This window comes from Aquimarina sp. AU474, from assembly GCF_900312815.1.
Classification (GTDB): Bacteria; Bacteroidota; Bacteroidia; order Flavobacteriales; family Flavobacteriaceae; genus Aquimarina.
This window is the reverse complement of the sequence record NZ_OMPE01000010.1, coordinates 1-26,493: the sequence shown is the minus strand read 5'-3', so window position 1 is coordinate 26,493 and position 26,493 is coordinate 1. Positions and strand designations below refer to the sequence as shown.

Here is a 26,493-nt window from a genome sequence, read left to right as displayed (position 1 = left end):
TGATAGGTAAGCCTACGGCTAATAATGAGATTTACATTTTAAATAGCAGCATGGGCTTATTACCTACCGGTGTATTAGGAGAGTTGTATATAGGAGGTGATCAGTTGTTTGATGGTTATATTGGTTTGGATTCAGAGACATCTTCTCGCTTGATGCCCAACCCTTATAAAGAAGGAGGGTATTTATACCGTACGGGTGATATGGGAAGATGGTTATCTGATGGGAATATAGAATTTTTAGGAAGAAAGGATTCCCAGGTTAAGTTACGTGGATATCGTATTGAGTTGGGGGAGATCGAACAGCAGTTATTGGGATATGATGGGATATCCGAATCGATAGTTCTATTAAAGCATACCGATGATGTTAGTTATTTAGTAGGCTATTATGTATCAGAAGCAGAGGTATCGTCAAGTGATATAGCCTCATATTTATCTGAAGTATTACCAGAATATATGATTCCTAAGCATTATATATCGCTAGATCATATTCCATTAACCAGTAATGGTAAATTAGATTATAAAGCTCTTCCAGATCTGGATTTCATGGAGGTTGATGATTATGTAGCCCCTCAGACAGCAGAGGAACATTTATTGGTTGGCGTTTGGAGCGAAGTGTTGGGTATTGACCGTATTGGTGTTACCGATGACTTTTTTGCTATAGGAGGAGATTCAATTCGTTCGATTCAGATTTGTTCCAGGGCTCGAAGAGAAGGATATGCTTTAACAGTAAAAGACATTCTTACACATAAAACGATAAAATCCATTGCGAAACATTTGCAGGCAAAAACAACTGAGGATCATCATGAGATTAATAAGAATAAGATAAAGGACTATTTTAAAGAAATTAAAGAAAAGTTCTATTTGAATAACCCAAGTCAAGAAAATGATAATATAATAGATGTATTTCCCAATAGTGATATACAAAGAGGTATGTTATTTCATTCATTGAAGGAAAGTGAAATGTATCATGATCAAATGATAGATATTGTAGAATTAAAAGATTTTGAACTAAATCTATTTCTAAAATCTCTTCAATTAATGGTCAAAAAACATGCTATCTTAAGAACAAGTTTTTTATTGAATCAAGAAGAAAACGAATTCTTGCAATTGGTTCATAAAACTATTCCGATAGATTTTTCGCATCAAGACATTTCTAATTTTACAACCCAAGAACAAAATGATATCATTAAAAAGGATTTTGATGCAGATCTTAAAGCATCATTTGAAATTAGTAATCTAGGATTATGGAGGTATAAAGTATATGCTTTGGGTCAAGATTTTTATGCAATGTGCTTTATCTTTCATCATGCAATAATTGATGGATGGAGTCGGGCATCTCTTAATACAGAATTAAAAAACACATATTTAAAATTAAAAACTGATGCTGATTTTGTTCCCAACACTTTAAAAAGTAGTTACAAAGATTATGTTATTGAACAAAACTTAAATCATAAATCAGAAAAAACAAGAGAGTTCTGGATTAATGAACTTGCAGGGTATTCTAGATTTTCATTTCCAGGTAAATCTACCACTTCCGAATTTAATACTCAAGGAGGTTTTTTTCCTAGAGAATTCTACAACGAATTATCGTCTAGAGCAAGAGAGCATAAAGTAAGTATACGGGCTATTTGTTACTCGGCTTTTCTTTATACATTAAACATGTTTTCACATACCAATGATATTACGAGTGGTCTTATTACCAATAAAAGACCAGAAGGAGAGGATGGAGATAAAATTTTGGGTTGTTTTTTAAATACAATTCCTTTTAGGTTTTCAATCATTGATAATATTGTCTGGGATGAATTTGTAAAAGACATTCAGAAAAAACTAGATAATTTAGATCAATTTGCTCATTTTTCATTATTTCAAATTATGAAGGCTATTGGAGAAAAAACTTCAACAGAAAATCCTATTGTTGATGTCAATTTTAGTTATGTCAATTTTCATGTATATGATAAAATGATAAAAGAATCTGGGATTTTGGATTATGAGAAAATCAATAAAATTGAACAATTTCGGGAAATGAGCTATGAACGAACAAATGCTAATTTCGAATTTGTAATTAACTCTACTAACGAAGTATTGTCCTATAACATTTCTTATAATACCTCTTTTATAGATGATGAATCTGTTTCTAAATTCAAAAATTGCTATGAAAAAGTATTGAAAGAAATTGTAGCAAATCCATCATCAAAATCGGCTAAGGAACAGTTTGTTGAAAAAGAACTTTTACTGAAACAGTTTAATTCAACCACTATTGATTATAAGATTGTTACCATAGTTGATTTATTTGAGCAGCAGGCTTTGCTTTATCCTGATCGTATTGCTGTAAGTTATGAAGGTAATGAGTATACCTATAAGGAGTTGAATGATAAATCGAATCAGTTGGCTCGATATTTAATATCGTTAGGCGTTGTTAATGGAAGTATTGTAGGACTTTTGCTAGATCGTTCTGTAGAGATGATCGTTGGGATTTTAGGAGTTTTAAAATCTGGAGCGGGTTATTTACCTATAGATTCAGGGTTACCAATAGGTAGAATAGAGTATATGCTAGACCAAAGTAGCTCTACTTTGTTGTTGGCAGATTCAGAATATTTAGAGAGATTTTCGGCCTACCTTCCAGTAAAAGATATACATTCAGAATTATTATATCAAGGTAGTATAGAAAACCTAGATAGGTCTATTGCAGTTGATGATTTGGCGTATTGCATATTTACATCTGGATCTACAGGTCTTCCTAAAGGAGTGATGATGAGTCATAAGAGTGTTGTGAATCTGATTCATGGATTACATGATCGCGTATATAAAGATTTAGGAACATCTGCTTTACGTGTTGGATTGTTGGCTTCATATTCTTTTGATGCTTCGGTTCAACAGATTTTTGGAGCTTTATTACAGGGTCATAGCCTTTATATATGTAGCGATGTAGATAGAAAAGATGGAGATCGATTATTGGATTTCTATAATAGTAATAAGATAGAAGTTTCTGATGGTACACCTACGCATCTGCGTATATTGTTAAGTTCTTTGGATGGAGATTCTCGATTACACTATTTACTAAAGTGGATGTTGGCTGGCGAAGTATTGTCAAAAGAATTAGTTAAAAATTTCTATAAGTACCATGATGAATCTCAAGTTAGGATGTATAATATTTATGGACCTACCGAAACTTGTGTAGATTCGACCAGTTATGAGATTGATTTGTCTCGTTTAGATAATTATACAACTATTCCTATCGGTAAACCACTGGGTAATGAACGTATCTATATTACCGATAGTGTTGGTAATTTGGTTCCTATTGGAGTTACAGGAGAGTTATGTATAGCCGGGGATGGTTTGGCTCATGGTTATATAGGAGATACAGAATTGACCTCTAATAAATTCACGAAGGATTGGTTATCGTATGAGGATCGTATATATCGTACAGGAGATTTGGGTCGTTGGTTACCTGATGGCAATATTGAATATCAAGGTCGTAAGGACCAACAGATCAAGTTACGTGGCTATCGTATAGAATTAGGCGAGATAGAGGGGCAGTTATTAAGGCATCAGTTAGTACATGAAGCAATAGTTGTGTTAAAGGATCAGGGAGAGGGTAATGCTAATCTGATTGCCTATGTTGTTTGCTCTGCTGATACAGATACGATCAAGCCGTCGGCGTTACGTTCTCATTTGTTAGGCGTGCTACCAGAATATATGATTCCCGCATATTATGTCCAATTAGAGATTTTACCATTAACTCGTAGTGGTAAGATAGATCATAAAGCATTACCTGAACCAGAATTTACAGAAGATATTGGGAACGCGCTACCTCAGACAGATGTCGAGATTGATTTAGCCGAAATATGGGGTAAGGTGTTAAACCTAGACCCTACAAAATTTAATACAGATCAATCATTTTTCGATTATGGGGGAGATTCACTGAGTATATTGATGATAGCTAGTCTTGTCTTTAAAAAGTTCAATGTTAAAATACCTATTATGGAAATGTTTGATAAGCCATCGATTAAAGAACAAGCAGAAATTATAGAGGCAGTGAGTAAAATTAAAAGTGAAAAAGAAGACGATCAAGATTTAAAAGAAGTAGTAATTTAAATAAGCATTTTATTTATAATAGAGTCATTTATGGAAATAACAGAATATTATTTAAAACCTAATGTGGTCATAGAACCATTAGTAGATAATTGGTATGCGTGGTCACATTTGATTCCTCCTGTTACCTATGGTCTTAATATAATAAAAAGACATGTTGAAATAATGAATTCTTATATACTAGCACCTAATTTGCATATGGAAGCCGTTAAAAACCCTAGATTTTTGGGAGGGCCTTTCATAGATTATGAAAGTGATAGATGTGAGGAAATAAAGGATTTACTAGAAAATACATTAAAGAAAAGAGAAAAATTAATATCATTTTCTAATGCGATTTCAGAATTAGATGATTTATTGCTTAATGAAGCAAAGGGGTATTCTATGGAACCACTATATGATAAAATTCCAACAATTCTTAAAGGATATGTAGAGTTGATATATGATCTTCATAATAATCCTAGTTTTAAGTTTTTCGAATCTCTTTTGTATAAAAGTGAATTTTATGACAAAAATTCTCAAAGTATTGCTCTATGGTTAACAAGTAATGATGAAAGACCATTTTGTCTTAGTACACCACGAATAGACTCGCCAGACGTGTTGAGTCTAAATGTTCCTTTCGAAAGTGAGGTAATAGATAAAATAAGTATGATGAGGAGAAAACCTGCCTCAATTCAACAGATTACAGAGTTGTTAAACATTGATTCAAATTCTAAATTTTTCAATGAATTTTTTACAACAGAACCTTTAACCAATTATAAAAGTTATGGCGGAGAAAAGGTGAGAATGAGATATTTTGGACATGCTTGTGTACTTTTAGAAACTTCGAATATTAGCATATTAGTCGATCCAATTATTAGTTATTATGGTTATCAAACTGATGTCGACAGGTTTTCGGATGTTGATCTCCCTGACACAATAGATTATGTTTTGATTACGCATAATCACCAGGATCATATACTTTTGGAAACTTTATTACCGTTAAGACATCGAATTAAGAATCTGGTTGTTCCTAAAACTAAGGCTGGTTCATTACAAGATCCCGCTTTAAGTTTAATGTTTAAAACAATAGGTTTTAAAAATGTTGTGGAGATTGACGACCTTGAATCGATAGAGTTTCATGATTGTACTATTACTGGTGTACCTTTTATAGGGGAGCATTGTGATTTAGATATTAGATCTAAAATTTGTCATCATATTCAAATTGAAAATTTTAGCTTGTTATTTTTGGCTGACTCTTGCAATATAGATACAATGCTTTACCATCATGTACAAAGAGAAATTGGAGATGTAGATGTTGTGTTTTTGGGAATGGAATGTGATGGCGCACCACTGAGTTGGTTATATGGTCCTTTATTGAATGACCGTTTAGAGAGAGATAAGGATTACTCAAGAACCATTTCAGGATCTAATTATGAGCAAGCCCAAAAATTAGTGAATATTTTTAATCCTAAGGAACTTTATGTTTATGCAATGGGTCAGGAACCATGGATAAAGTTTATAAGTACAAAGGAGTATACTGATGAATCAACACCCATAATAGAATCAAATAAATTACTGGACGAATGTAAATCAAAAGGTATTACAGCAGAAAGATTATTTGGAGAAAAAGAGCTGTTTTATGATAAAAAACTTAAGCTTCATATGTGATGCCTTGAGAGAATACAATAACAATATTGATTATTAAAGCAAATCATCAATTCACAATATTCAGTTCTTAAATTACCGAATACAACCTTTTATAATTTTAAGCACACTTCCTATTTATTCGTCATTTGGGAAATTAGTGGTATACAATTATTCTTTTTTAAGATTATTAAACTATAACAGATGAAAATAGAAAAATTCATTAAAACGCTTGAAGAGCGTGGGATATCTATATCTATTAATGATGAAAATGACCTCAAATTAATAGCTAAGCAAGAGTTATTGAACAATAAGGTTATCTCAGAAATTAAATCTAGAAAAAGCGAAATTCTGAATTTTTACAAAAGTTTAGAGATAGACACCCCATTTCAAAAAATATCTCCAGTTGCTAGTAAAGATTACTACAAGTTATCATCTGCTCAGAAAAGGTTTTATTTTATTTACAATTTTGATAAATTCTCGTTGGCGTATAATATGCCAAAAATAGTTAGAATTAATGGTAAATTAGATAAAGAAAAAGTAGAAAGGGTATTTAAACAACTGATAGATCGTCATGAGAGTTTTCGAACATCTTTTGTAACAGTAGATGAAATTGTTGTTCAAAAAATAATCTCTGATGTTGATTTTCAATTAGAATTTTTTGAATCTTCAGAATCAGATATTAATACGATTACACGAGAATTTGTTAAGCCATTTGATTTAAGCAAAGCTCCTTTACTTAGAGCAGGTTTGATTCGTCTGTCTGAAGATCACCATATTTTAATGGTTGATTTTCATCATATAGTAGCAGATGGAGTGTCTTATGGTATTTTGATTAAAGACTTTATAGCTATTTACAAAGATTTAGATCTACCAGAGTTGCGATTAAGTTATAAAGATTATGCAGAATGGCAGCAAAGTGATGAATATCAAAAACAGCTATCAAATCAACGAGATTTTTGGATGAATCAATTCTATGATGAGATTAACGTCTTAGATCTTCCAACGGATTACATTAGACCTTTGTTTAAAAGTAATAAAGGAAATAATATTTCCTTTTCCTTAACCAAAGAACAAACCAAGGAATTAAAAGCAATTGGTTATGGTGCTGGGTCAACTATGTTTATGACCTTATTATCTGCGTTTACAATTTTACTTAATAAATTAAGTAATCAGGAAGATATCATTATAGGTACACAAGTCTCAGGTAGGGATCATGCTGATTTGGAAGACTTAATGGGTGTTTTCTTAAATGCGATACCATTGCGTAATCATGTCAAAGGAGATTTGAGTTTTATTGATCTTTTAAGACAAGTTAAACGAAATAGTTTACAATGCTTTAATAATCAATCATTTCCATATGAAACATTAATAGAAGAGTTGAAACTTGTCAGAGATGCCAGTAGAAATCCTTTGTTTGATGTTATGTTTTTATATGAGAATATAAATATTGAAGATCTTATTTTACCAGGTTTATCTATTTCTTCTATGGATAATCAACATGAGATATCTAAAGTAGATTTAAGGTTAAATGGAGGAGAGGATAACGGTCAAGTATATTTAAATTTTGAATATTCTACGGATTTATTTGATTCAAGTACAATAGAGCGTTTTATTACGTATTTCAAGCATATAGTTTCTTCTGTTATTATAAACCCTAATATCTTACTGACGGATATTCAGATTTTACCTAATGAAGAATCATCCTTAATTCTAAGGGATTTTATAGGTTCTTCTTTGGAGTATCCAGAAAATAAAACCATAGTTGATTTATTTGAACAACAGGTATTGCTTTACCCTGATCGCATTGCGGTAAGTTATGAAAGTAACGAATGTACCTATAAGGAGTTGAACGAGAAGTCAAATCAGTTGGCTCGACATTTACTATCGTTAGGTGTTGATAAAGGAAGTATTGTTGGACTTTTACTAGATCGTTCTGTAGAGATGATCGTAGGGATTTTAGGCGTTTTAAAATCAGGAGCGGGATACTTACCTATAGATCCTGAGTTACCTACAGATAGGGTAACTTATATGTTAGATCAGAGTAGGGCTACTTTGTTGTTGGCAGACTCAGAATATGTAGAGAGATTTTCGGCACAACTTACGGTAAAAGATATACACTCGGGATTATTATATCAGGGTAGTACAGAAAATTTAGATATATCTATTACAGTTGATGATTTGTCTTACTGCATATTTACATCTGGTTCTACAGGTCTTCCTAAAGGGGTGATGATAGGTCATAAGAGTGTTGTAAATCTGATTCATGGATTAGAAGATCGAGTATATAAAGATTTAGGAACATCTGCTTTACGTGTTGGCTTGTTGGCATCCTATTCTTTTGATGCATCGGGACAACAGATTTTTGGAGCTTTATTAAAAGGTCATAGTCTTTACATCTGTAGTGATGTAGAAAGAAAAGATGGTGGGTTGTTACTGGATTTTTATAACAGAAATAAGATAGAAGTTTCTGATGGTACACCTACACATCTGCGCATATTGTTAAGTTGTTTGGATGCAGATTCTCGTGTGCAATATTTACGTAAGTGGATGTTGGCAGGCGAAGTTTTGTCAAAAGAATTGGTTAAGAATTTTTATAAGTATCATGATGAATCTCAGGTTAGGATGCATAATATTTATGGACCTACCGAGACTTGTGTAGATTCGACCAGTTATGAGATTGATTTATCTCGTTTAGATGATTATACGACTATTCCTATCGGAAGGCCATTGGGTAATGAGCGTATTTATATTACTGATGGTAGAGGTAACCTAGTTCCTGTAGGAGTTACTGGTGAGTTATGTATAGCCGGAGAAGGTTTGGCTCAAGGTTATTTGGGTGATGAAGAATTGACCTCTAAGAAATTCACAAAAGATTGGTTGTCGTACGAGGATCGAGTATATCGCACAGGAGATTTGGGTCGTTGGTTACCAGATGGTAATATCGAATATCAGGGTCGCAAAGATTCACAGATCAAGTTACGAGGTTATCGTATAGAATTAGGAGAGATAGAGGGGCAATTATTGAAGCATCCATTAATACAAGAAGCAATAGTTGTACTAAAAGATCAAGGAGAGGGCAATGCAAATCTAATTGCTTATGTTGTTTGTTCATCGGATACAGATACGATCGAACCGTCAGCGTTACGCTCTCATTTACTAGAGGTATTGCCAGATTATATGATTCCCACAAATTATGTTCAGTTAGAGACGTTACCATTAACTCGTAGTGGTAAGATAGATCATAAGGCATTACCTGATCCAGAGTTTACAGAAAGTGAAAATTATGAAAAACCCTCTACTGATATTGAACGTCAACTTGCTGCAATTTGGAGTAGAATATTAAAGATTGATTTTGAATATATCAGTACCAATAAAAGTTTTTTTGAAATAGGAGGGAATTCAATCAATGCTTCACAATTAATAAATTCTATTTCTAAAGAGCTGAATGTTAAGGTAACATTGAAAGAGGTTTTTATTTATCAGGAAATAAAAACTCTCGCAACTTTTATAGAAGAAGCAGAAGTAATTCGATATTCTGAAATTAATACATCTCCGAAAAAGGAAAGGTATGTTCTATCTTCAGCTCAACAGAGGCTATTTTTCTTATATAAATTTGATAAGTTGTCTACAGCTTATAATATGCCTCAGTTTGTAGAACTTATAGGAGATTTAAAAAGAGATAAATTAGAGAATACATTTGTTAAGTTAATCGAAAGACATGAAGGTTTGAGAACCAATTTTGAATTGGTTGACAATCAGGTTTTTCAATGTGTTAATGATGAGGTTAATTTTAAAATAGAATGCCATGAAAACCCAACAGATATAAAATCCATGGTTCATGATTTTATACAACCATTTGATTTAAGTGTAGCTCCTTTACTTCGTGTAGGTCTAATAATACTAGAGAAGCAACGACATTTATTAATGGTAGATATGCATCATATAGTTACTGATGGTACTTCTCATAGTATTTTGATTAATGATTTTAAAGAACTTTATCAGGGTAAGGAATTACCAAAACTAAAATTACATTATAAGGATTTTGCTGAATGGCAAATGAGTGATAGCTATAAAGAGCAAATAAAAAATCAAAAAGAGTTTTGGGTTAAGGAATACTCAAAAGAAGTTACAAAATTAGAATTACCATTGGATTTTGAAAAACCAAAAATTAATTCATTTAAAGGCGATACAGTTTTTTTCGAATTAGATAAACACGAATCACAATCTCTTAAAAGTTTGGCAGAGAAAAACAACACAACGTTGTATATGGTTTTGATGACAGTTTTTAATATCCTTATACACAAAATAAGTAATCAAAATGACATAATAATTCTTTCACCAACAGGTAATCGGCAACATGCTGATCTGGAAAATATGATAGGTATGTTTGTAAATACATTGCCTATTCGAAATGAAGTCAATCGCGATTTATCATTCAAAGAACTTCTTGAAAAAGTAAAACAAAAAACTGTTTCTTGTTTTGATAATCAGGATTATCAATTTGAAGACTTAGTCGAAGAATTAGGTTTAGAACGTGCCGCAAACCGTAACCCATTAACAGACATATCATTTACATTTCAGAATTTTGAAGATGAAGAATTTGATATTCCTGATTTACAACTGAAATCATATAATAACGAGGAACAAACCACAAAATTCGATTTGACACTTTTTGGTAACGAATCAGATGAGAAAATTTATTTGAGTTTTGAATATGCTTCAGATTTATTTTATAAAAATACCATAGAAAGGCTTATTCAGTACTTTAAAGCGATTACAAATTATGGTATTCAAAATCCAGATATAAAGATTGCCGATATACAAGTTCTCTCAGAAGAAGAAGAAAATAAGATTATTAATATTTTTAATAATACTGAAACCAGTTACCCTTTAAGAGGGAAAAAAATTAGTGATAACGTTATTAAGAACTTAAAAAATAAATCTCAAAAGAAAGCAATAATTCGTAACGAAACATTTTTAACCTATGAAGATTTAGGGTATGAAACTAGTAAAATTGCTTCGTTGCTGCAGGATAGAGGAATAAAAAAACGTACCGTTGGAGTTTTATTCGATAACAGTATTAATATGATTGTTTCCATATATGGAATCTTACGATCCGGAAATAGTTTTATTTTACTTGATTCTAATTTACTAGAGAATAGAATTTCCTGGATGGTAAAAGATGCTAAAATTTCTTTCCTGTTTTTTGAAAAAAAACACATACAATTGGCTAATAAGTTGCAATGGGAAACCAACTCATTACAATTCGTTACTTGTGTTGATAGTCTGGATATATATAACGAAGCAGGTCCTGAAAAAAAATGGGATAAGACCAAAAATCAGCTTGATCAAAGGAATTTAATTAACCAATCAAAAAAGTATGTCGAGCATAATTTTAATAATGAAGATCTGGCCTACATTTTTTACACTTCGAGCTCTGCAGGTGTTCCTAAAAGAGTAAGTATTCATTATGGTGAGTTGTTTAATTATTTGAGTTGGGCAAGTGAAATGTATTTTACTACCAATGATAATATGGCTTTGTTTGGCCCCTTATTGCCAGATCTAAATTTCACATCACTCTTTCTACCATTTTTTACAGGTAACAGTTTGTATATTTATGATTATGAAATGAATAATACTTCTGTAGAACAAGTGATTGAAGATGGTAAGGTATCTTTGATCAAACTAACATCGGATGATTTAAAGAGAATCGTAGCTAATCCAGATTTGGATTTAAGGAACACTAGAAGTCTTATTGTTGGAGGTGAGGTACTAGAGGTAAATTTAGCGACAACCATTCAAGAAAGAGGAGGCAAGTCCTTAAATATTTTTAATGAGTATGGATCTGCAGAAGCTATTATAGGTTGTATTACCCATAAATTCTCTTCAGAAATTATATATAAGAACAATCAAGTTTTAATTGGGAAACCAACACCTAATAATAAAGCATATATTTTGAATGATAATAAGCAAGTTTTACCTGTTGGAGTTCTAGGAGAACTATGTATAGGGGGAACTCAATTGTCCCAAAAATATTTTATTGATGAAGAAGGAAAACTTGATAATCCATTTGTAAATAATCCTTTTAAAGAAAGGGAATTATTATTTAAAACAGGAGATTTAGCTAGGTATTTGCCAGACGGAAATATAGAACTTGTACGCAGAAAAGAAGGGCAAGTTTATATTGAAGGAAACAAGATTAATTTAAGCGAAATTGAAAATCAATTAATGCTGTTTAATAATATAGATGAAGCTATAGTATTATTAAATGAAGAGAATAGCAAAAAACACCTGATATGCTATTATACTTCTTCAAAGGATATTGATCCTTTAAAACTAAAAGATTTTTTATCCAAGATCTTACCAAAATATATGGTTCCTCAAATGTTTAATAGATTAAGTTCTTTACCATTAAATTCCGAGGGTAAATTAGATAAGAAGTCCTTAATAGATTTAACTTTTATAACTACGGAAAACGAAAGTACGGCGTTTAGTGAGTTGGAAAATCAAATGACTAAAGTTTGGGGAGAGGTATTAAAAATAAAAGCTGAAAAGATATCCTTAGAAGACAATTTTTTTGATTTAGGAGGACATTCTTTGATGGTTGTATTTCTTGTTAACCGAATTTCTGAAATATTTGATGTAACAACATCAGTATCTCATGTTTTTGACAATCCAACTTTAAAAGAATTTTGCGAAAAATTAGAATTAATGATTTGGTCTAAAGAAGATAAGAATAATACCATAAAAGACGAGAAAATAGAAACCCACGATTTTTAAAATATAGATATATATTTTATCGAAACTAATTGTGAGTTTACACTTCAAACTACTAGTTTATAGACAAAAATCAGGCTTCTTAAACTGGTTAACTATAAAAATTGCACACAAATTATATTCAAAATGAAAAAAATATTCTTATTACTTACATTACCATTTTTAATTTCATGTTCTACAGATACATCAGTTTATGAAAACGAAATTTTGTGGGATACATGGGGTATTCCTCATATATATGCTGATAATGATGCCAATCTTTACAAAATGATGGGGTGGGCTCAAATGCACAATCATGCAGATCTGATACTTAAGCTATATGGCGAAGCACGCGCCAAATCTACCGAATATTGGGGCGGTGATTCTAAAAGAGATATATTACTACATCAACTTGGGTTGATTGAAGCTGCCGAAAAAACATTCGACAATATGGATAAAGAAGATAAGAATATTGTAATGTCTTTTGTAGAAGGAATGAATGCTTATTTAGAAAAACACCCAGATCAAATTGATGAGAAATATAAAGTTATTTTACCTGTAAAACCAATAGATGTTATGTATCATGTTACCCGCGTGATGTATATGGAGTTTTTAATTAGTAGAAATTTAAGAACTGCCCATCAATGGTCTCCAGGTTCTAATGCTTGGGCAATAAATGGTAAGAAAACAGCGTCCGGTAATACTATGCTATTGGCGAACCCTCATCTTCCATGGAACGACTTTTGGTTATTTTTTGAAGCGCACCTTATTAGTGGTGATAATGACTTATACGGAGCTACTTTGGTTGGTTTACCTACTCTGGGAATTGGTTTTAACCAAAATCTGGGGTGGACTCATACGGTAAACACACTAGATAATGTTGACTTTTATGAATTAACGATTAAAAAAAATCAATACCTGATAGACGGTGAATACAAAGATTTTAAAATAGATAGTGTATCCATTTCAGTAAAAACAGATTCGATCATAAAAAAACAATTTGTTGTTAAAAAACGATCCGACTTTGGTATGATTCTTAGAGAGTCAGGAGATAAGGCGATAGCTATTAGTTGGCCTAATATGAATGGTGAATTAAATGCTATGGGACAATGGAGGGCAATGGGGAGAGCATCCAACCTTAAAGAATTTCAGAAGGCAACTGATAAAAATGCATTACCTCTTTTTAATATAATTTATAGTGATAAGGATAATAATATCCTGTATCATTTTGGAGGAAATATCCCTAAAAAGAAAGGTGATTGGGAAAAATGGCAACAAATTTTACCTACATCTTCTAGTGACGAAATTTGGAAGGGCTATTACCAAGCTTCAAAACTTCCTGGTTACGTAAATCCTGATAGTGGTTGGATTCAAAATGCAAATGACCCTCCCTATACGAGTACTTTCCCTACTAAAATAGATCCAAATAATTATGAATCCCATATTTCTCCTAACTACATGTCATTCAGACCGCAACGATCTGCTAAACTTATACAAGATGTTAGTAATATAACATTGGACGAATTTATAACTTTGAAACATGATACAAAATCTGAACTTGCCCTTAGAATTCAGGATGAATTAGAAAATTTAAAAAGTAAAACAAAAGATAGCCTTACTTTGGCTGCTCTGGATGTATTAACCGAGTGGGATGCATCTTTTGAATCATCAAGCTCTGGTGCTATATTGTTTATTAACCTAATTAGTCAAATAGGAACCGATGGGTATTTTGAAAAACCGTGGTCATATAAAGATCCAGTTCATTTACCAGATGGTTTGATTGATGAGCAAAAAGTATTGTTAGCTATTAAAAATACAGCGAAAGCACAGCTAGATAAACTAGGTTCTCTGAGTACTCCTTTTGGTGACCTTTTTAGATTGAAGGTAGGAAAATACGAATATCCCGGAAATGGAGGTCCAGGAAATCTAGGTTTATTCAGAACGATGTACTACGTCCCAAGAAAAGATGGTAAGTTTTATCCTTATCATGGGGATAGTTATGTGTGTGCTACAGAATTTGGAGAACAAATAAATGCGAAAGCTCTTATGTCTTATGGTAATGCTACTCAAAAAGGTAATTCTCATGTAGGTGATCAATTAAAATTATTTGCGGAAAAGAAACTTAGAAAAGTATGGTATACACGTACTGAACAGGAAGAACATCTTGAACTTGTTGAAAAACTAAAAGATATGTAATCATATTTATGATACACATCCATTGTATTCTTGCATGCAATGAATATAATGCATAAACAATAATACCACAGTGAAAAATAATTTCTTGGTATATAAAACACTACAATAAGGATAAGTTTATTTCTTGAAACTTTCCGATTACTGATTTAAGTAATAAAATAATTTTAATAAAAAATAAATAATATGGAACCTAATATAATAGGAATATCTGGGTTATACCATGATTCGGCATGTTGTATTTTGAAGAATGGACGCTTAGTAGCCGCAGCAGAGGAGGAAAGATTCACTAGAATTAAGTTTGATCCTTCTATTCCTAAGAATGCCCTAAAATATTGTCTAAAAGAAGCAAAACTTTCTATTGCAGATATTGATTGTATAGCGTTTTATGAAGATCCTAAGAAGAAACTTTCTAGACAAATTTGGAGTGGACAAATACGATATGATTCTTCAATAAAGAATAAGAATTTTAATCAGGCAGAGCAGGAAATAAGAGAAGTACTGGGGTATACCGGGAAAATACTTTATTATGATCATCATTTATCTCACGCAGCCAGTTCGTATTATTTTTCTGGGTTTAAAGAATCTGCCTTACTTACAGTAGATGGCGTAGGTGAATGGGCTTCTACAACATATGGCATTGGGACTAAAGAGAAAATAGATTTGTTCGAAGAAGTGCATTTTCCTGATTCTATAGGGTTGTTATACAGTACAATAACAAGTTACTTAGGGTTTTTGGTGAACAATGGAGAATATAAAGTGATGGGCCTTGCTCCATATGGAAAACCAATTTATGTTGATCAAATGAATAATTTAATTATTTCTAAGGCCGAAGGTCAGTATGAATTAAATTTGGAGTATTTCGATTTTATAAAGGGAAATCGTATGTATACCGAAAAACTATTTGATTTGTTCGGAAAACCTGCAAGGTTGAGAGAATCTGATTTAGAACAATTTCATGCGGATATAGCAAAAAGCCTTCAACAGGTTTTGGAAACTATTTTAATTGAAAAAGCTTCGTATTTATATAATAAAACCGGTTCCGAAAATTTATGCATGGCCGGAGGAGTAGCACTTAATTGTGTTGCAAATGGAAAAATCCTAAAAAACACAGAGTTCAAAAACTTATTCGTTCAACCCGCGGCAAATGATGCCGGAGGGGCTTTAGGGGCAGCAACCCTTGCTCATGTTACTTTAACGGGAAATAGACCTAATAATGATCGACTTGAGAATGTGTATTTAGGGCCTTCTTATAAGACAGAAGAAATAGAACGGCTTTTAGATGGTACCAAGTTTAATTATAAAGGCTTTAATAGCAATGAGAGCGAACTATTTTCTGAAACGGCCAAAAGATTAAGTGAGGGCAAAGTAATAGGATGGTTTCAGGGTAGAATGGAGTTCGGGCCGAGGTCTTTGGGGGCACGCTCAATTTTGGCGGACCCAAGAGATCCCGAAATGAAAAACAGAATAAATGCAATGGTAAAAAAACGAGAAGGATTTAGACCCTTCGCGCCTGCTGCTTTATTAGAAAAAGCCTCTAAACATTTTGAAATTGATCACGCTTCTCCTTTTATGTTAGAAACATGCCAGGTGATTTCTGAAATTTCACTACCAGCAATAACTCATATAGATGGATCGGCTAGACTACAGACGGTTACCAAAGAAGCTAATGGGCGTTTTTATGATCTCATACATGCTTTTGATAAAATTACAGGGTGTCCAATACTATTAAACACATCTTTTAATGTGAAAGGAGAACCTATCGTATGCACTCCAGAAGATGCTATTAAATGTTTTATTCATGCAGATATCGATTGTTTAGTGATTGGAAATACTATTATTGATAGAGACGAACATAATCTTGATTTTCTAAAGCTAATTGTTAAAAATAGCATTGAAATGAATGAGAAAAGTGGAATACAGCATGAAGTTTACACCTTTATGTAATGACATTAATGAGGGTGACCTAGGTGTTTTTATGATTTAGAGTCTGAAAGTAAAGGAGCGTAACAAAAATGAATAACATTAGCTATAATATTGACAAATGAATGAATTAAAAGAAAAATCTAAAATTCTGTCGGACTTATTGGTGTCGGATCATAAAGATATGTCTCGTATTGAAGATCTGTTTAATAAATTTGAGATGCAGTTTTCATCTGTTAAAGAAGAAAATCTCACTAAATCGGTTGATTTTAATAAAGAAAAAGATATTCTAGGTATCTGGAAAATGAAGAATGTCAAAGGAGAGACTATACTTCAAAGGAATGAAGACAAACGAAATGAATGGCACGCATGGGCAAATGTGCATGAAATTCCCTTAAAGACGCATAAAAAAAGAGTAGTTCTTCTTGGAGAATCTGTAGCTAGAGGATTTTTTTATACGCCAAATTACTCGGTTGCAGATGAATTAGAATCTATATTGACCTCTAGTAATGTTTTTAGAGATGTAGAAGTCGTTGACCTCTCTAAAAATGCTATTGAAATGGAAGAGATTATTAATGTTGCTCAATCCTGTGACCTTTTAAATCCGGACTTAATGGTGATGTTTGCAGGTAATAATTGGCTTTCTGAATTATATCAAAAACTTGACAGTAAGGATTATAAGGAGTTGTCTTTGCTTTATAAAAAAGAAGGGTTCGAAAGCGTAAAATTGTATTTAGAAAATAAGTTTGAAAAGATTATATCTAATTTTATTGACCTTGTAATAACTAACAATAAGAATAATAAAACCACTACAGTTTTTGTCATCCCAGCATTTAACTTATTTAATTGGAAAAGTGATGATACTGAAAAAACAGTATCTCTATTAAAGAATGATGATCTTATAAAATGGTTTGAAGCAAAAGGCAAAGCTGAAAATGCACTGATTCAAAACGATTATGACCGTTTAGAATTTGAATCTAATCAAATGATAGAGTTGGATTCTTCGAACCCATTAGGTTACGAGTTATTGTCAAAAGCGTATATGCAAAAAGATAAAATTCCTGAAGCTATACAATGTTTGGATAGATCAAAAGATACTATTCTTTTTGGTAGAGCTTTGAATTCTTCACCAAGGTGTTTTCAGGTAATTAGAGATACAATTATTAAGAAAGCTTCACAAGAAGGAGTTCAAGTAGTTGATCTTTTTTCGATCTTTAATAAAATCTATGAGGATCGATACAAACATAATGAGTTGTTTTTGGATTATTGTCATCTTTCTACAGATGGAATTAAAATAGCAATGAAATATACTGCTCAGGTGGTAATAGAATCAGTAGCAAATGAAAAAATCAGTATTAAATCAATTCCAGATTCAAAGATATTTCCCAAAAAAAACACAGAATCTGTAGCTCATTTCGCTGCGGCTATCCATAATGCACATTGGTCTCAACCTAAAGAAATTTTAGAGTATCATTGCCAAAAAGCCATTGAACTAGATGAAAACATTAAGACATTAATGTTATTATATGCAGATTTATCTTCAAGAAAAAATACAAACGAGTTGTGTCGATCATTTGAAGAAATTATACTAGAGGGATCCATGCATCAGTTTGAAGGCGGACTTGCCTTTTTACACCCGAGAGGAGAAAAAATGATGGATTTGGATTTGATAGATACTATTGCAAATGCGATAAAACCCTTAGGGTTGGACTATGAAACCGAACTTAAAGAGTTGAGATTTTCTCAACATGGTATAACAAAGATTCCAACGAGTTTATTGGAACCCTTTTACCATGCACAAGGATACAATAAAACGAATGATACGATATCCAGAAATTTTTTTCGAATTCGAAGTACTGAAAAAGTATTTAATATTATCAGTGATGGATTAGAAAATTTACAGGTTAAAATGTGCTATAGGAGCCTTCATGAAATTAGGGGTAATTTAAAAATTTATCTAAATACTAATGAGCAAGAAATATGTGAAGCTGAAATTAATAGAGATTGGAATTCTATCTGTTTTGAAATAGCAAAAGATAAGGTATGCTCGGGAATAAATAAATTGATATTAAAATGGCCCGTTCCTAATGTGTTTAAAGAAACCCATAACAAAAACAATTATGTTTCGGTAAATAGTTTTTTTCCTGTTCTTGGAGATATTTACTCATTGACTATTGCTACTGTTTAAAACAGTAATTAATATTCTACTAATCAAAAAACCATTAATACTTTACGTTCTGTAGTAGCCTTTGTAAAATGAATAGTATACAAAGGAATCTCAGCAAGGATTCTTTTGACATCCATATTACCTATACAATCCTTATTAAATAGCTATAAAAATCTCACTACGACCAGATAAATTAAAATTATTCTACAGAATTGGAATACCTAAATAGTATTATGCCTGTAAAAAAAACAAATGAAATGAATGAGTTAAAAGAAAAATCTGTAATACTTTCAGAACTATTAATGTCAGATATTAAAGATGAATCTGCTATCAACAAATTGTTTCAAGAAATATCTCTTTCAGTTAATTCAGTACCTAGTACTAAAGAAGATAATAATCAAGATTATTCTTCGACGAAAGAGACGGTAGGAATATGGGAGAGAACGAATGCCAATGGAAAGAATACGTTTCAAAGAAGAATAGATAAAAAAGAACAATGGAATAGTTGGGCTAATGTTCATGAAATACTCGTTAAATCAAATAAAAAAAGAATAGTTCTCATTGGTGAATCTGTAGCTAGAGGATATTTTTATGCTCCCAAATACTCGGTAGCCAAAGAATTAGAGTCAGTTTTAAAAATTAGTAATGCATTTGATGAAGTAGAAGTAATTGACCTTTCTAAAACCAGTATAGAAATGGATGAACTTTCTAATGTAATCTCATCCAGCCCATTATTAGAACCGGATCAAATTGTGCTTTTTGCGGGGAATAATTGGGCTCATGAACTTTACGATGCTGTTGCTGAGGAAGATGTTAATAAATTATGGAGTATCTATAAAGAAAAACAGTTTTATGGACTTAAGCAGTATTTAGAAGAACTATTTGAAAAGAAGATACTTAATTTCATGGATAAATTATTAGAAACAACCAGTTCTAATGGTATTCCATGCATAATCGTCATTCCTGGATTTAATTTTGAAGATTGGAGAAGTGACGAAAGTCTACAATCTCTTAGTTTGTTGCCTGAAAACCAAATAAAAGAATGGCTAAATGCAAAAGAGGCTGCAGAAAAAGCCATTGCTGAAAATAAATATAATATTTTGGAGCAGGAGGCACAACGAATGGTTCAGTTAGATATCTCGAATCCATTAGGACATGAATTCCTTGCAGAAAGTAAAATGAAAAATGGAAAAATTTCTGAAGCTATTCAATGTTTGGATGAAGCTAAAGATACCGTTATTTATGGAAGAGCACTTTTATCTTCTCCTAGATGTTTTAAAGTTGTAAGAGAAACGATCAAGAAAAAAGCTTTAAAAGAGCAAATATCTGTGGTTGATCTTTTTTCAGTTTTCAATACTTTAGATAAAAATGTTGTTCCAGGTAAGGAATTGTATTTAGATTATTGTCACCTATCTTCTAAAGGTATTAAAATGAGCATGAAATATGTGGCTCAAATGGTAATTGAAAAACTAACAAATAGTAAGATTAATATTTCAGCTATTCCGGAATCTGCAATTGGCCCTAATAATCTTACAAAAGCTATAGCCCATTTTAGTGCTGCAATTCATAACGCACATTGGTCTCAACCAAAATACATTTTAGACTTTCATTGTAAAAAAGCTGTAGAATTTGATCCTAAAGTTAAAGATGTTATGTTTCAATTTATAGATTTTGCATCTCGTAAAACATCCAATGTCTTTTGTAGTAAATTCGAAGATATTCTACTGGGAGGATACATGACGCAATATGAAGGAGGAATGGCTTTAACACATGGACGAAACCTAAAACTCATGGATTTAGAATTAGTAGATGCAATTGTAAATGCAATAGAAGAATCAGAACAAAACTATGGAGATACTATTGCAGCATTAAGGTTTTTGGAACATAGTGTTGAAGGACGAACAATTGATTTGCTGGAATCTTTTTATCATCTTAAAGGGTATAATGCCTATGATGATAGACTACGAAGAAATTTTTTACAAATTAGAAATAGCCACAAAGAGTTCAGTTTTTTTTCAAACAAGAAAAAAAACTGCACGATTAAAATGTGTTACAGAAATTCTATTAATTCTAACTCTGGGGCAAGTTTCAATTTATATCTAAATTCAAAAAATCAAAAAATTAAAGAAGTTAAATGTAGTAGAGAATGGACTAATATTTCTTTTGAGATATCAGTAGATTTGTTGTCAAAAGGTCTTAACAAGTTAATCATAGAATGGCCAGTAGATCAACATTATCATTGGGAAAAGGCTGATCAAATTTATGATAAACTAGTGTTAGATACTTTGTTTCCAATAATTGGAGAGATTTATTCATTAACTATTACGTCACTCCCAAATACTAAATTATAATTGCTATACAGCATTATTTTTTCAGTTGATATTATTATACGAACAATAAATGAGTGGGTTCATACATATGCTGCTTATCAAAAATGATAAAATAATTTATCAAACCCATTTTGAATACAAGCCAAGTCAACTCCAATTGACTTGTTAAATATACCAATTTCAACACGTTAGATGTGAGTTTTAAAACTAAAAAACAATAAAGAATATAGGCACTCTTTTAAAGCTTCAATGTAAAATCAATTAACATTAATAAATAGAATCAAATTTTTAGTCACCTCTTAAAATACCGGATTTACTAATAATAAATCAAGTAGTGTAATTGATAATGATGACCAAATTTTAATATAAAGTAAACAATATAATATGACCAAATCAGATAAAATATTTAATATACTCAAAAAGATCAAAGATGCTAATTTCAGATTATATCTAGATGATTCTGGGAATTTAAAATTAGATACTTATAAAGGAAAATTGGATGATAGTTTAAAGGAAGATATTGTAGAGAACAAAGAAGGTCTAATTCAATTTTTGAAAGGGAATATTGGGTATACAAAAATTGAAAGATCCGAAGAGAAACTTGATTATTCATTGTCTCATGCGCAACGGAGACTCTATTTTATGTATGAATTTGATAAGTCTTCAGTAGCCTACAATATGCCAGAAGCGATCGAATTAGAAGGTAAGTTCGATATTCAAAAATTGAAAAATGTATTCAAAAAATTGATTGGTCATCATGAAATTCTAAGAACATCTTTTAATTTAATTGAAGGAGAAGTATTTCAGCGAATTCATGAAAACGTAAGTTTTGAAATAGAATATTACGAGAGCGAATATTCAGAAACGACTGAACTTATGAAAAAGTTTGTTCGACCTTTTGATTTGAGTGCGCCTTGTTTAATGCGTATTGGTTTGATCGAACTCCCTACTGATTCACAAATATTAATGTTAGATATGCATCATATCATTAGTGATGGAGTTTCGCAAAATATTTTGGTGAAAGACTTTATGTCCTTATATGCAGGAAAAATAATTGAACCATTAAGATTAAGATATTGTGATTATGCCGAATGGCAATTAAGCGCTGAACAAAAGGAAAACTTAACAAAACAAAGAGAATTCTGGTTAAATGAATATGCTAACGAAATAAACTCGTTGGATTTACCATTAGATTATAAACGTCCTGTAATGAAAAGTCATTTGGGAAGTTCTATTTCATTTTCGGTTAGTCAAAAACAAACAAATAATTTAAGAAACTTAGCCAAAGAGAACGGAGTGACAATGTTTATGCTGATATTGTCCTTATATAATGTACTCCTTAGTAAATTAACTTCTCAAGAAGATATTATAGTCGGGACTCCAATTTCAGGTAGAGAACATCCAGATTTAGAACCAATCATGGGTATGTTTGTCAACACTATTCCATTACGTAATTATCCTAACGGCGAAGAAGGTTTTCTGAATTTTTTAAGTGATTTAAAGCAAAGAGTGGTTTCCTGTTTTGAGAATCAATCCTTTCTGTATGAGGAATTGATAGAGGAACTTGATCTTTCAAGATTATCAAACAGAAACCCTCTGTTTGATGTATTATTCGCTTATCACAATTTTGAATCAGAAACTCTGGAAATACGGGATTTGATATTCAAAAGATTTGATACAGGTCACGAGATTTCAAAGTTTGATTTAAACTTAGTGGTGATGGAGGGCGAGAAAAGTTTAGAATTTAGATTAGAATACTCAAGTGAATTATTTGAAAGAAAAACTATTGAAAAATTTAGTAGTTATTTTCAAAGAATTGTCTCGGCAGTTATTGAAACTCCGGATATGAAAATTTGTGATATAAAAATATTATCAACACAAGAGGAAAATGAACTCATTACAAGTTTGGATAATATTGAGGTTTCATACCCTCAAGACAAAACTATAATTGAGTTATTTGAATCACAAGTTGATCTTACTCCTGAAAATATTTGTGTGACTATCGGAGATGAAAGCATAACATATAAAGACCTCAATAGCCGTGCTAACAGCTTAGCAATTCATCTTAGGAATTTAGGGGTTGAGCCAAATCAGGTAATTGGTTTATTGATGGAAAAATCAATCGATCTTATTATTGGAATGCTTGGAATTTTAAAATCGGGGGGAGGCTATTTACCTTTAGATATAGAAGCTCCAGAACAAAGAATTACATATATATTAGAGGACTCTGAAGCAAGTATATTAGTAACCCACAAAGAATATTCAAAAGACCTTAAATATAATCATACTACTGTTTTATTAGAAAAAATAGAAAACGAATGGATAGATAAAAATATTGAAAAAGTTAATCAACCATCAGATTTATGTTATGTTATTTACACTTCGGGTACGACAGGTAACCCTAAAGGTGTTATGCTGGAACACAAAAATGTAGTTAGACTTTTTATTAATGATCAGAACAAATTCGATTTTTCATCAAATGATGTATGGACTTTATTTCATAACCATACTTTCGATTTTAGCGTTTGGGAAATATATGGAGCTCTTTTATTTGGAGGTAAGTTGGTGATTATCCCTAAAATTGTTACTCAGGATCCTAAACAGTTTTTAAACATTTTACAACAGGAGGGAGTAACTATTCTGAATCAAACTCCAAGTGCATTTTATAATCTTATTGAAACAGGAGAGTTACAAGAAATCTCTAGTCTTAAATTAAGAATGGTAATTTTTGGAGGTGAAGCTCTAGCTCCATCTAAATTAATCTTATGGAAAAGAAAGTACCCTCATATTAAATTGATTAATATGTATGGTATTACAGAAACTACAGTACATGTAACCTACAAAGAAATTACAGAGAATGAGATTAGCAAAGATTTAAGATCAGTAGGTAGTCCACTTCCTACATTAGGAATATGCATTTTAGATAAATACAAAAATATTGTTCCAAAAGGAGTTAAGGGAGAAATATGTGTGGGAGGTAAAGGAGTAGCAAGAGGTTACTTAAATCGTAACGATCTGACTATCGAAAAATTTATTAATAACCCTTACAAAAAGAATGAACGTTTATATTGTTCAGGAGACCTGGGAAGAATATTACAAAATGGAGAGATAGAATATTTAGGCCGTATTGATGATCAAATAAAATTAAGAGGTTTTAGAATAGAGTTAAAAGAGATTGAAGAACAACTTTCTTCTAATGAAAAAATTTCAAAATGTGTAGTGCTTTTTGAAAGTAGAGAAGAAGATAATTTCTTGATTGCATATTATGTTTCAAAAGATGAAATTCCATTATCAGAATTGAGGAACTATCTGGCAGAAAAATTACCGAACTATATGATTCCTTCTTTCTTTGTTTCTCTAAAAGAAATTCCATTAACTCCAAATGGAAAAGTCGATAAAAGAACATTGAAAAATAATAAAATTACAGTAGAAGGAGGTTACATAACTGCCCAAAACCCTCAAGAAGAAAAATTATTAGAAATCTGGCAAAGAATTTTATCTGTTGAGAGTTTAGGAACAAATAGTAATTTCTTTTTATCCGGAGGCGATTCAATAAAAGCTATCAAATTAATATATAATGTGAATGCAGAGTTTAATGATATGCTTAATCTTGCGAACTTATATTCACATCCAACCGTAAAAGATTTTTCAGACTATATATATTCTTTTGAAGGAAATGAAGAGCATAAAAATAAGCACTACCTGGAGGTTGAAAAAGAACTCAATTCTTTTGAGAAGGAATATTTAAAAACTAGTGTGTATAAAAATTCATATGAGTCGGTATTTCCTATGAGTGGTATAGAAAAAGGAATGCTTTTCTATACAATGATGAAAGAAGATACGGAAGATAATTATCATAATATCTTGTATCATGAACAAAATGTTTATTCTGTAAGATATTCAAATTTTGATTTTATTCTTTTTAAAAAAGTAATTTCTTTATTAATAGAGACTCATAGCGAACTAAGAAAAGTCTATGATATAAAATACGGAGCACATATTATCCTTAAAGAAATTCAGCCCGAATTACACTATATCGACCTTTCACAGGAAGAAAGAGGGAATCAAGAAGAAATGTATTTAAAAAAAATTAATGATGGACGTTTAAGGGCTTCTGGAGATAGTATGGAAGTATTATGGAGAATGAATGTTTTAAAGATAAATGAAGGGTTTCATTATTTAATATTTGATTTTCATCATAGTTTGTTTGATGGATGGAGTCTTCATCAATTTTTAACATTATTAAATAATACATATCTTAAGTTAAATCACAATCCAGATTTAAAATTAGAACCTTTTAAATCCAATTACAAAGATCATATCCTTCAAGAATTAGTTGAGTGTCGTAAGGAATCTACTATTGCATATTGGCAGAATGAAATGAATGATTATAAAAGATTGGAGTTGACAAGAACTGGAGATACTTATAAGTATGTTTCTCAACGGTACGAAATGGGTAGTGAGTTAAAGGGAGAGTTTGAAAACATTGCTTCTTTTTTTGAAATCTCTCTGAAAGAATTATGTTTTGCAGCTTATTTATATACACTTAAAATATTTACTGGTTCGGATGAATTGGTAACAGGAATGATAACAAATAACCGTCCAGTTGCCGAAGATGGCGAAAAAGTGTTAGGTTGTTTTTTAAATCAGGTTCCTTTTAGAATTACCATTCCAAAGTCTGGAACTTGGAAGGATTATATTGAGTTAGTCGCTAAAAAAATAAGACGACAGAAAGAACATGAGCGTATGCCTTTCTATAGGATTCTTGAAGTTATAGATGAACCCAGTGTTCCAGGAGTAAACCCTGTATTTGATGCTACGTTTAATTTTATAGATTTTTGGATAGTTAATGAAATGGTGACTGAAAATGATGATGTAAATACTAATGAAAGAGAAGATATTAATTTTTGGCATGATGATATCAGTGTTGTTGAAAATACACTACTTGATTTTCATGTCGTCGTTACCCATGGAAATTTTACTTTTAATATGGTTTATTCTTCAGCCGTTGCAAATCATGAAATGGTTGAACAATTTTTTACATATTGTAAAAATGTATTGTTCCAATTTAAGAATTTAACTTCAGAAATTGGGGTAGAAAAAATAATGCCAAAGACCGATCGATTAGAATTACAGAATAGTTATCATGTAATTGATTCTTCTTATCCTTTGGATAAGACTTTTGTAGATTTATTCGAGGATCAGGTTTCTATGAATTCTGATACTATAGCAGTAGATGACCATACTTTGAGTTTGAGTTATGGTGATTTAAACCATCGTTGTAATCAGTTTTCTCATTTTTTATTATCTAAAGGTTTATCAAGCGAAGAATCTGTAGTTTTTTTATGTGATCGATCTACAGATTATTTGATTGGGATGTTAGGCGTATTTAAATCTTCTGGGGTTT

8 protein-coding genes are annotated in these 26,493 nt (G+C 31.5%); all 8 read left to right on the top strand.

What is annotated here, in order from left to right:
• Nucleotides 1–4,094, top strand: a 4,094-nt coding sequence (locus tag DK508_RS20975; protein ID WP_160114826.1) for a non-ribosomal peptide synthetase, incomplete at its 5' end; no start/stop codon positions are given.
• A gap of 30 nt (nt 4,095–4,124) precedes the next feature.
• Entirely contained in the window at nt 4,125–5,738 is a 1,614-nt protein-coding gene (locus DK508_RS20970; protein WP_109302786.1) for an MBL fold metallo-hydrolase, read from the top strand.
• Between the two features lie 180 nt (nt 5,739–5,918).
• Nucleotides 5,919–12,497, top strand: a complete 6,579-nt coding sequence (locus tag DK508_RS20965; RefSeq protein WP_109302785.1) for a non-ribosomal peptide synthetase — start codon at nt 5,919–5,921, stop codon at nt 12,495–12,497.
• Between the two features lie 123 nt (nt 12,498–12,620).
• The gene (locus DK508_RS20960; RefSeq protein WP_109302784.1) at nt 12,621–14,669 is read left to right on the top strand and encodes a penicillin acylase family protein; all 2,049 of its coding nucleotides are present in this window, start codon (nt 12,621–12,623) and stop codon (nt 14,667–14,669) included.
• Nucleotides 14,670–14,852: 183 nt separating this feature from the next.
• A complete protein-coding gene (locus tag DK508_RS20955; protein ID WP_109302783.1) occupies nt 14,853–16,613 on the top strand; it encodes a carbamoyltransferase in 1,761 nt (586 codons plus the stop codon).
• Nucleotides 16,614–16,710: 97 nt separating this feature from the next.
• Nucleotides 16,711–18,777, top strand: a complete 2,067-nt coding sequence (locus tag DK508_RS20950) for a M48 family metallopeptidase (RefSeq protein ID WP_109302782.1) — start codon at nt 16,711–16,713, stop codon at nt 18,775–18,777.
• Between the two features lie 212 nt (nt 18,778–18,989).
• A complete protein-coding gene (locus DK508_RS20945; protein WP_109302781.1) occupies nt 18,990–21,107 on the top strand; it encodes a hypothetical protein in 2,118 nt (705 codons plus the stop codon).
• 363 nt (nt 21,108–21,470) lie between these two features.
• Nucleotides 21,471–26,493 (top strand): non-ribosomal peptide synthetase (locus DK508_RS20940; RefSeq protein WP_160114824.1); only part of this gene is annotated, 5,023 nt, incomplete at its 3' end.

Excerpts from the sequence above, each read along its gene's own strand:
- DK508_RS20970 (WP_109302786.1), top strand. The coding sequence starts at position 4,125 with ATGGAAATAACAGAATATTATTTAAAACCTAATGTGGTCATAGAACCA.
- DK508_RS20965 (WP_109302785.1), top strand. The coding sequence starts at position 5,919 with ATGAAAATAGAAAAATTCATTAAAACGCTTGAAGAGCGTGGGATATCT.
- DK508_RS20960 (WP_109302784.1), top strand. The coding sequence starts at position 12,621 with ATGAAAAAAATATTCTTATTACTTACATTACCATTTTTAATTTCATGT.
- DK508_RS20955 (WP_109302783.1), top strand. The coding sequence starts at position 14,853 with ATGGAACCTAATATAATAGGAATATCTGGGTTATACCATGATTCGGCA.
- DK508_RS20950 (WP_109302782.1), top strand. The coding sequence starts at position 16,711 with ATGAATGAATTAAAAGAAAAATCTAAAATTCTGTCGGACTTATTGGTG.
- DK508_RS20945 (WP_109302781.1), top strand. The coding sequence starts at position 18,990 with ATGCCTGTAAAAAAAACAAATGAAATGAATGAGTTAAAAGAAAAATCT.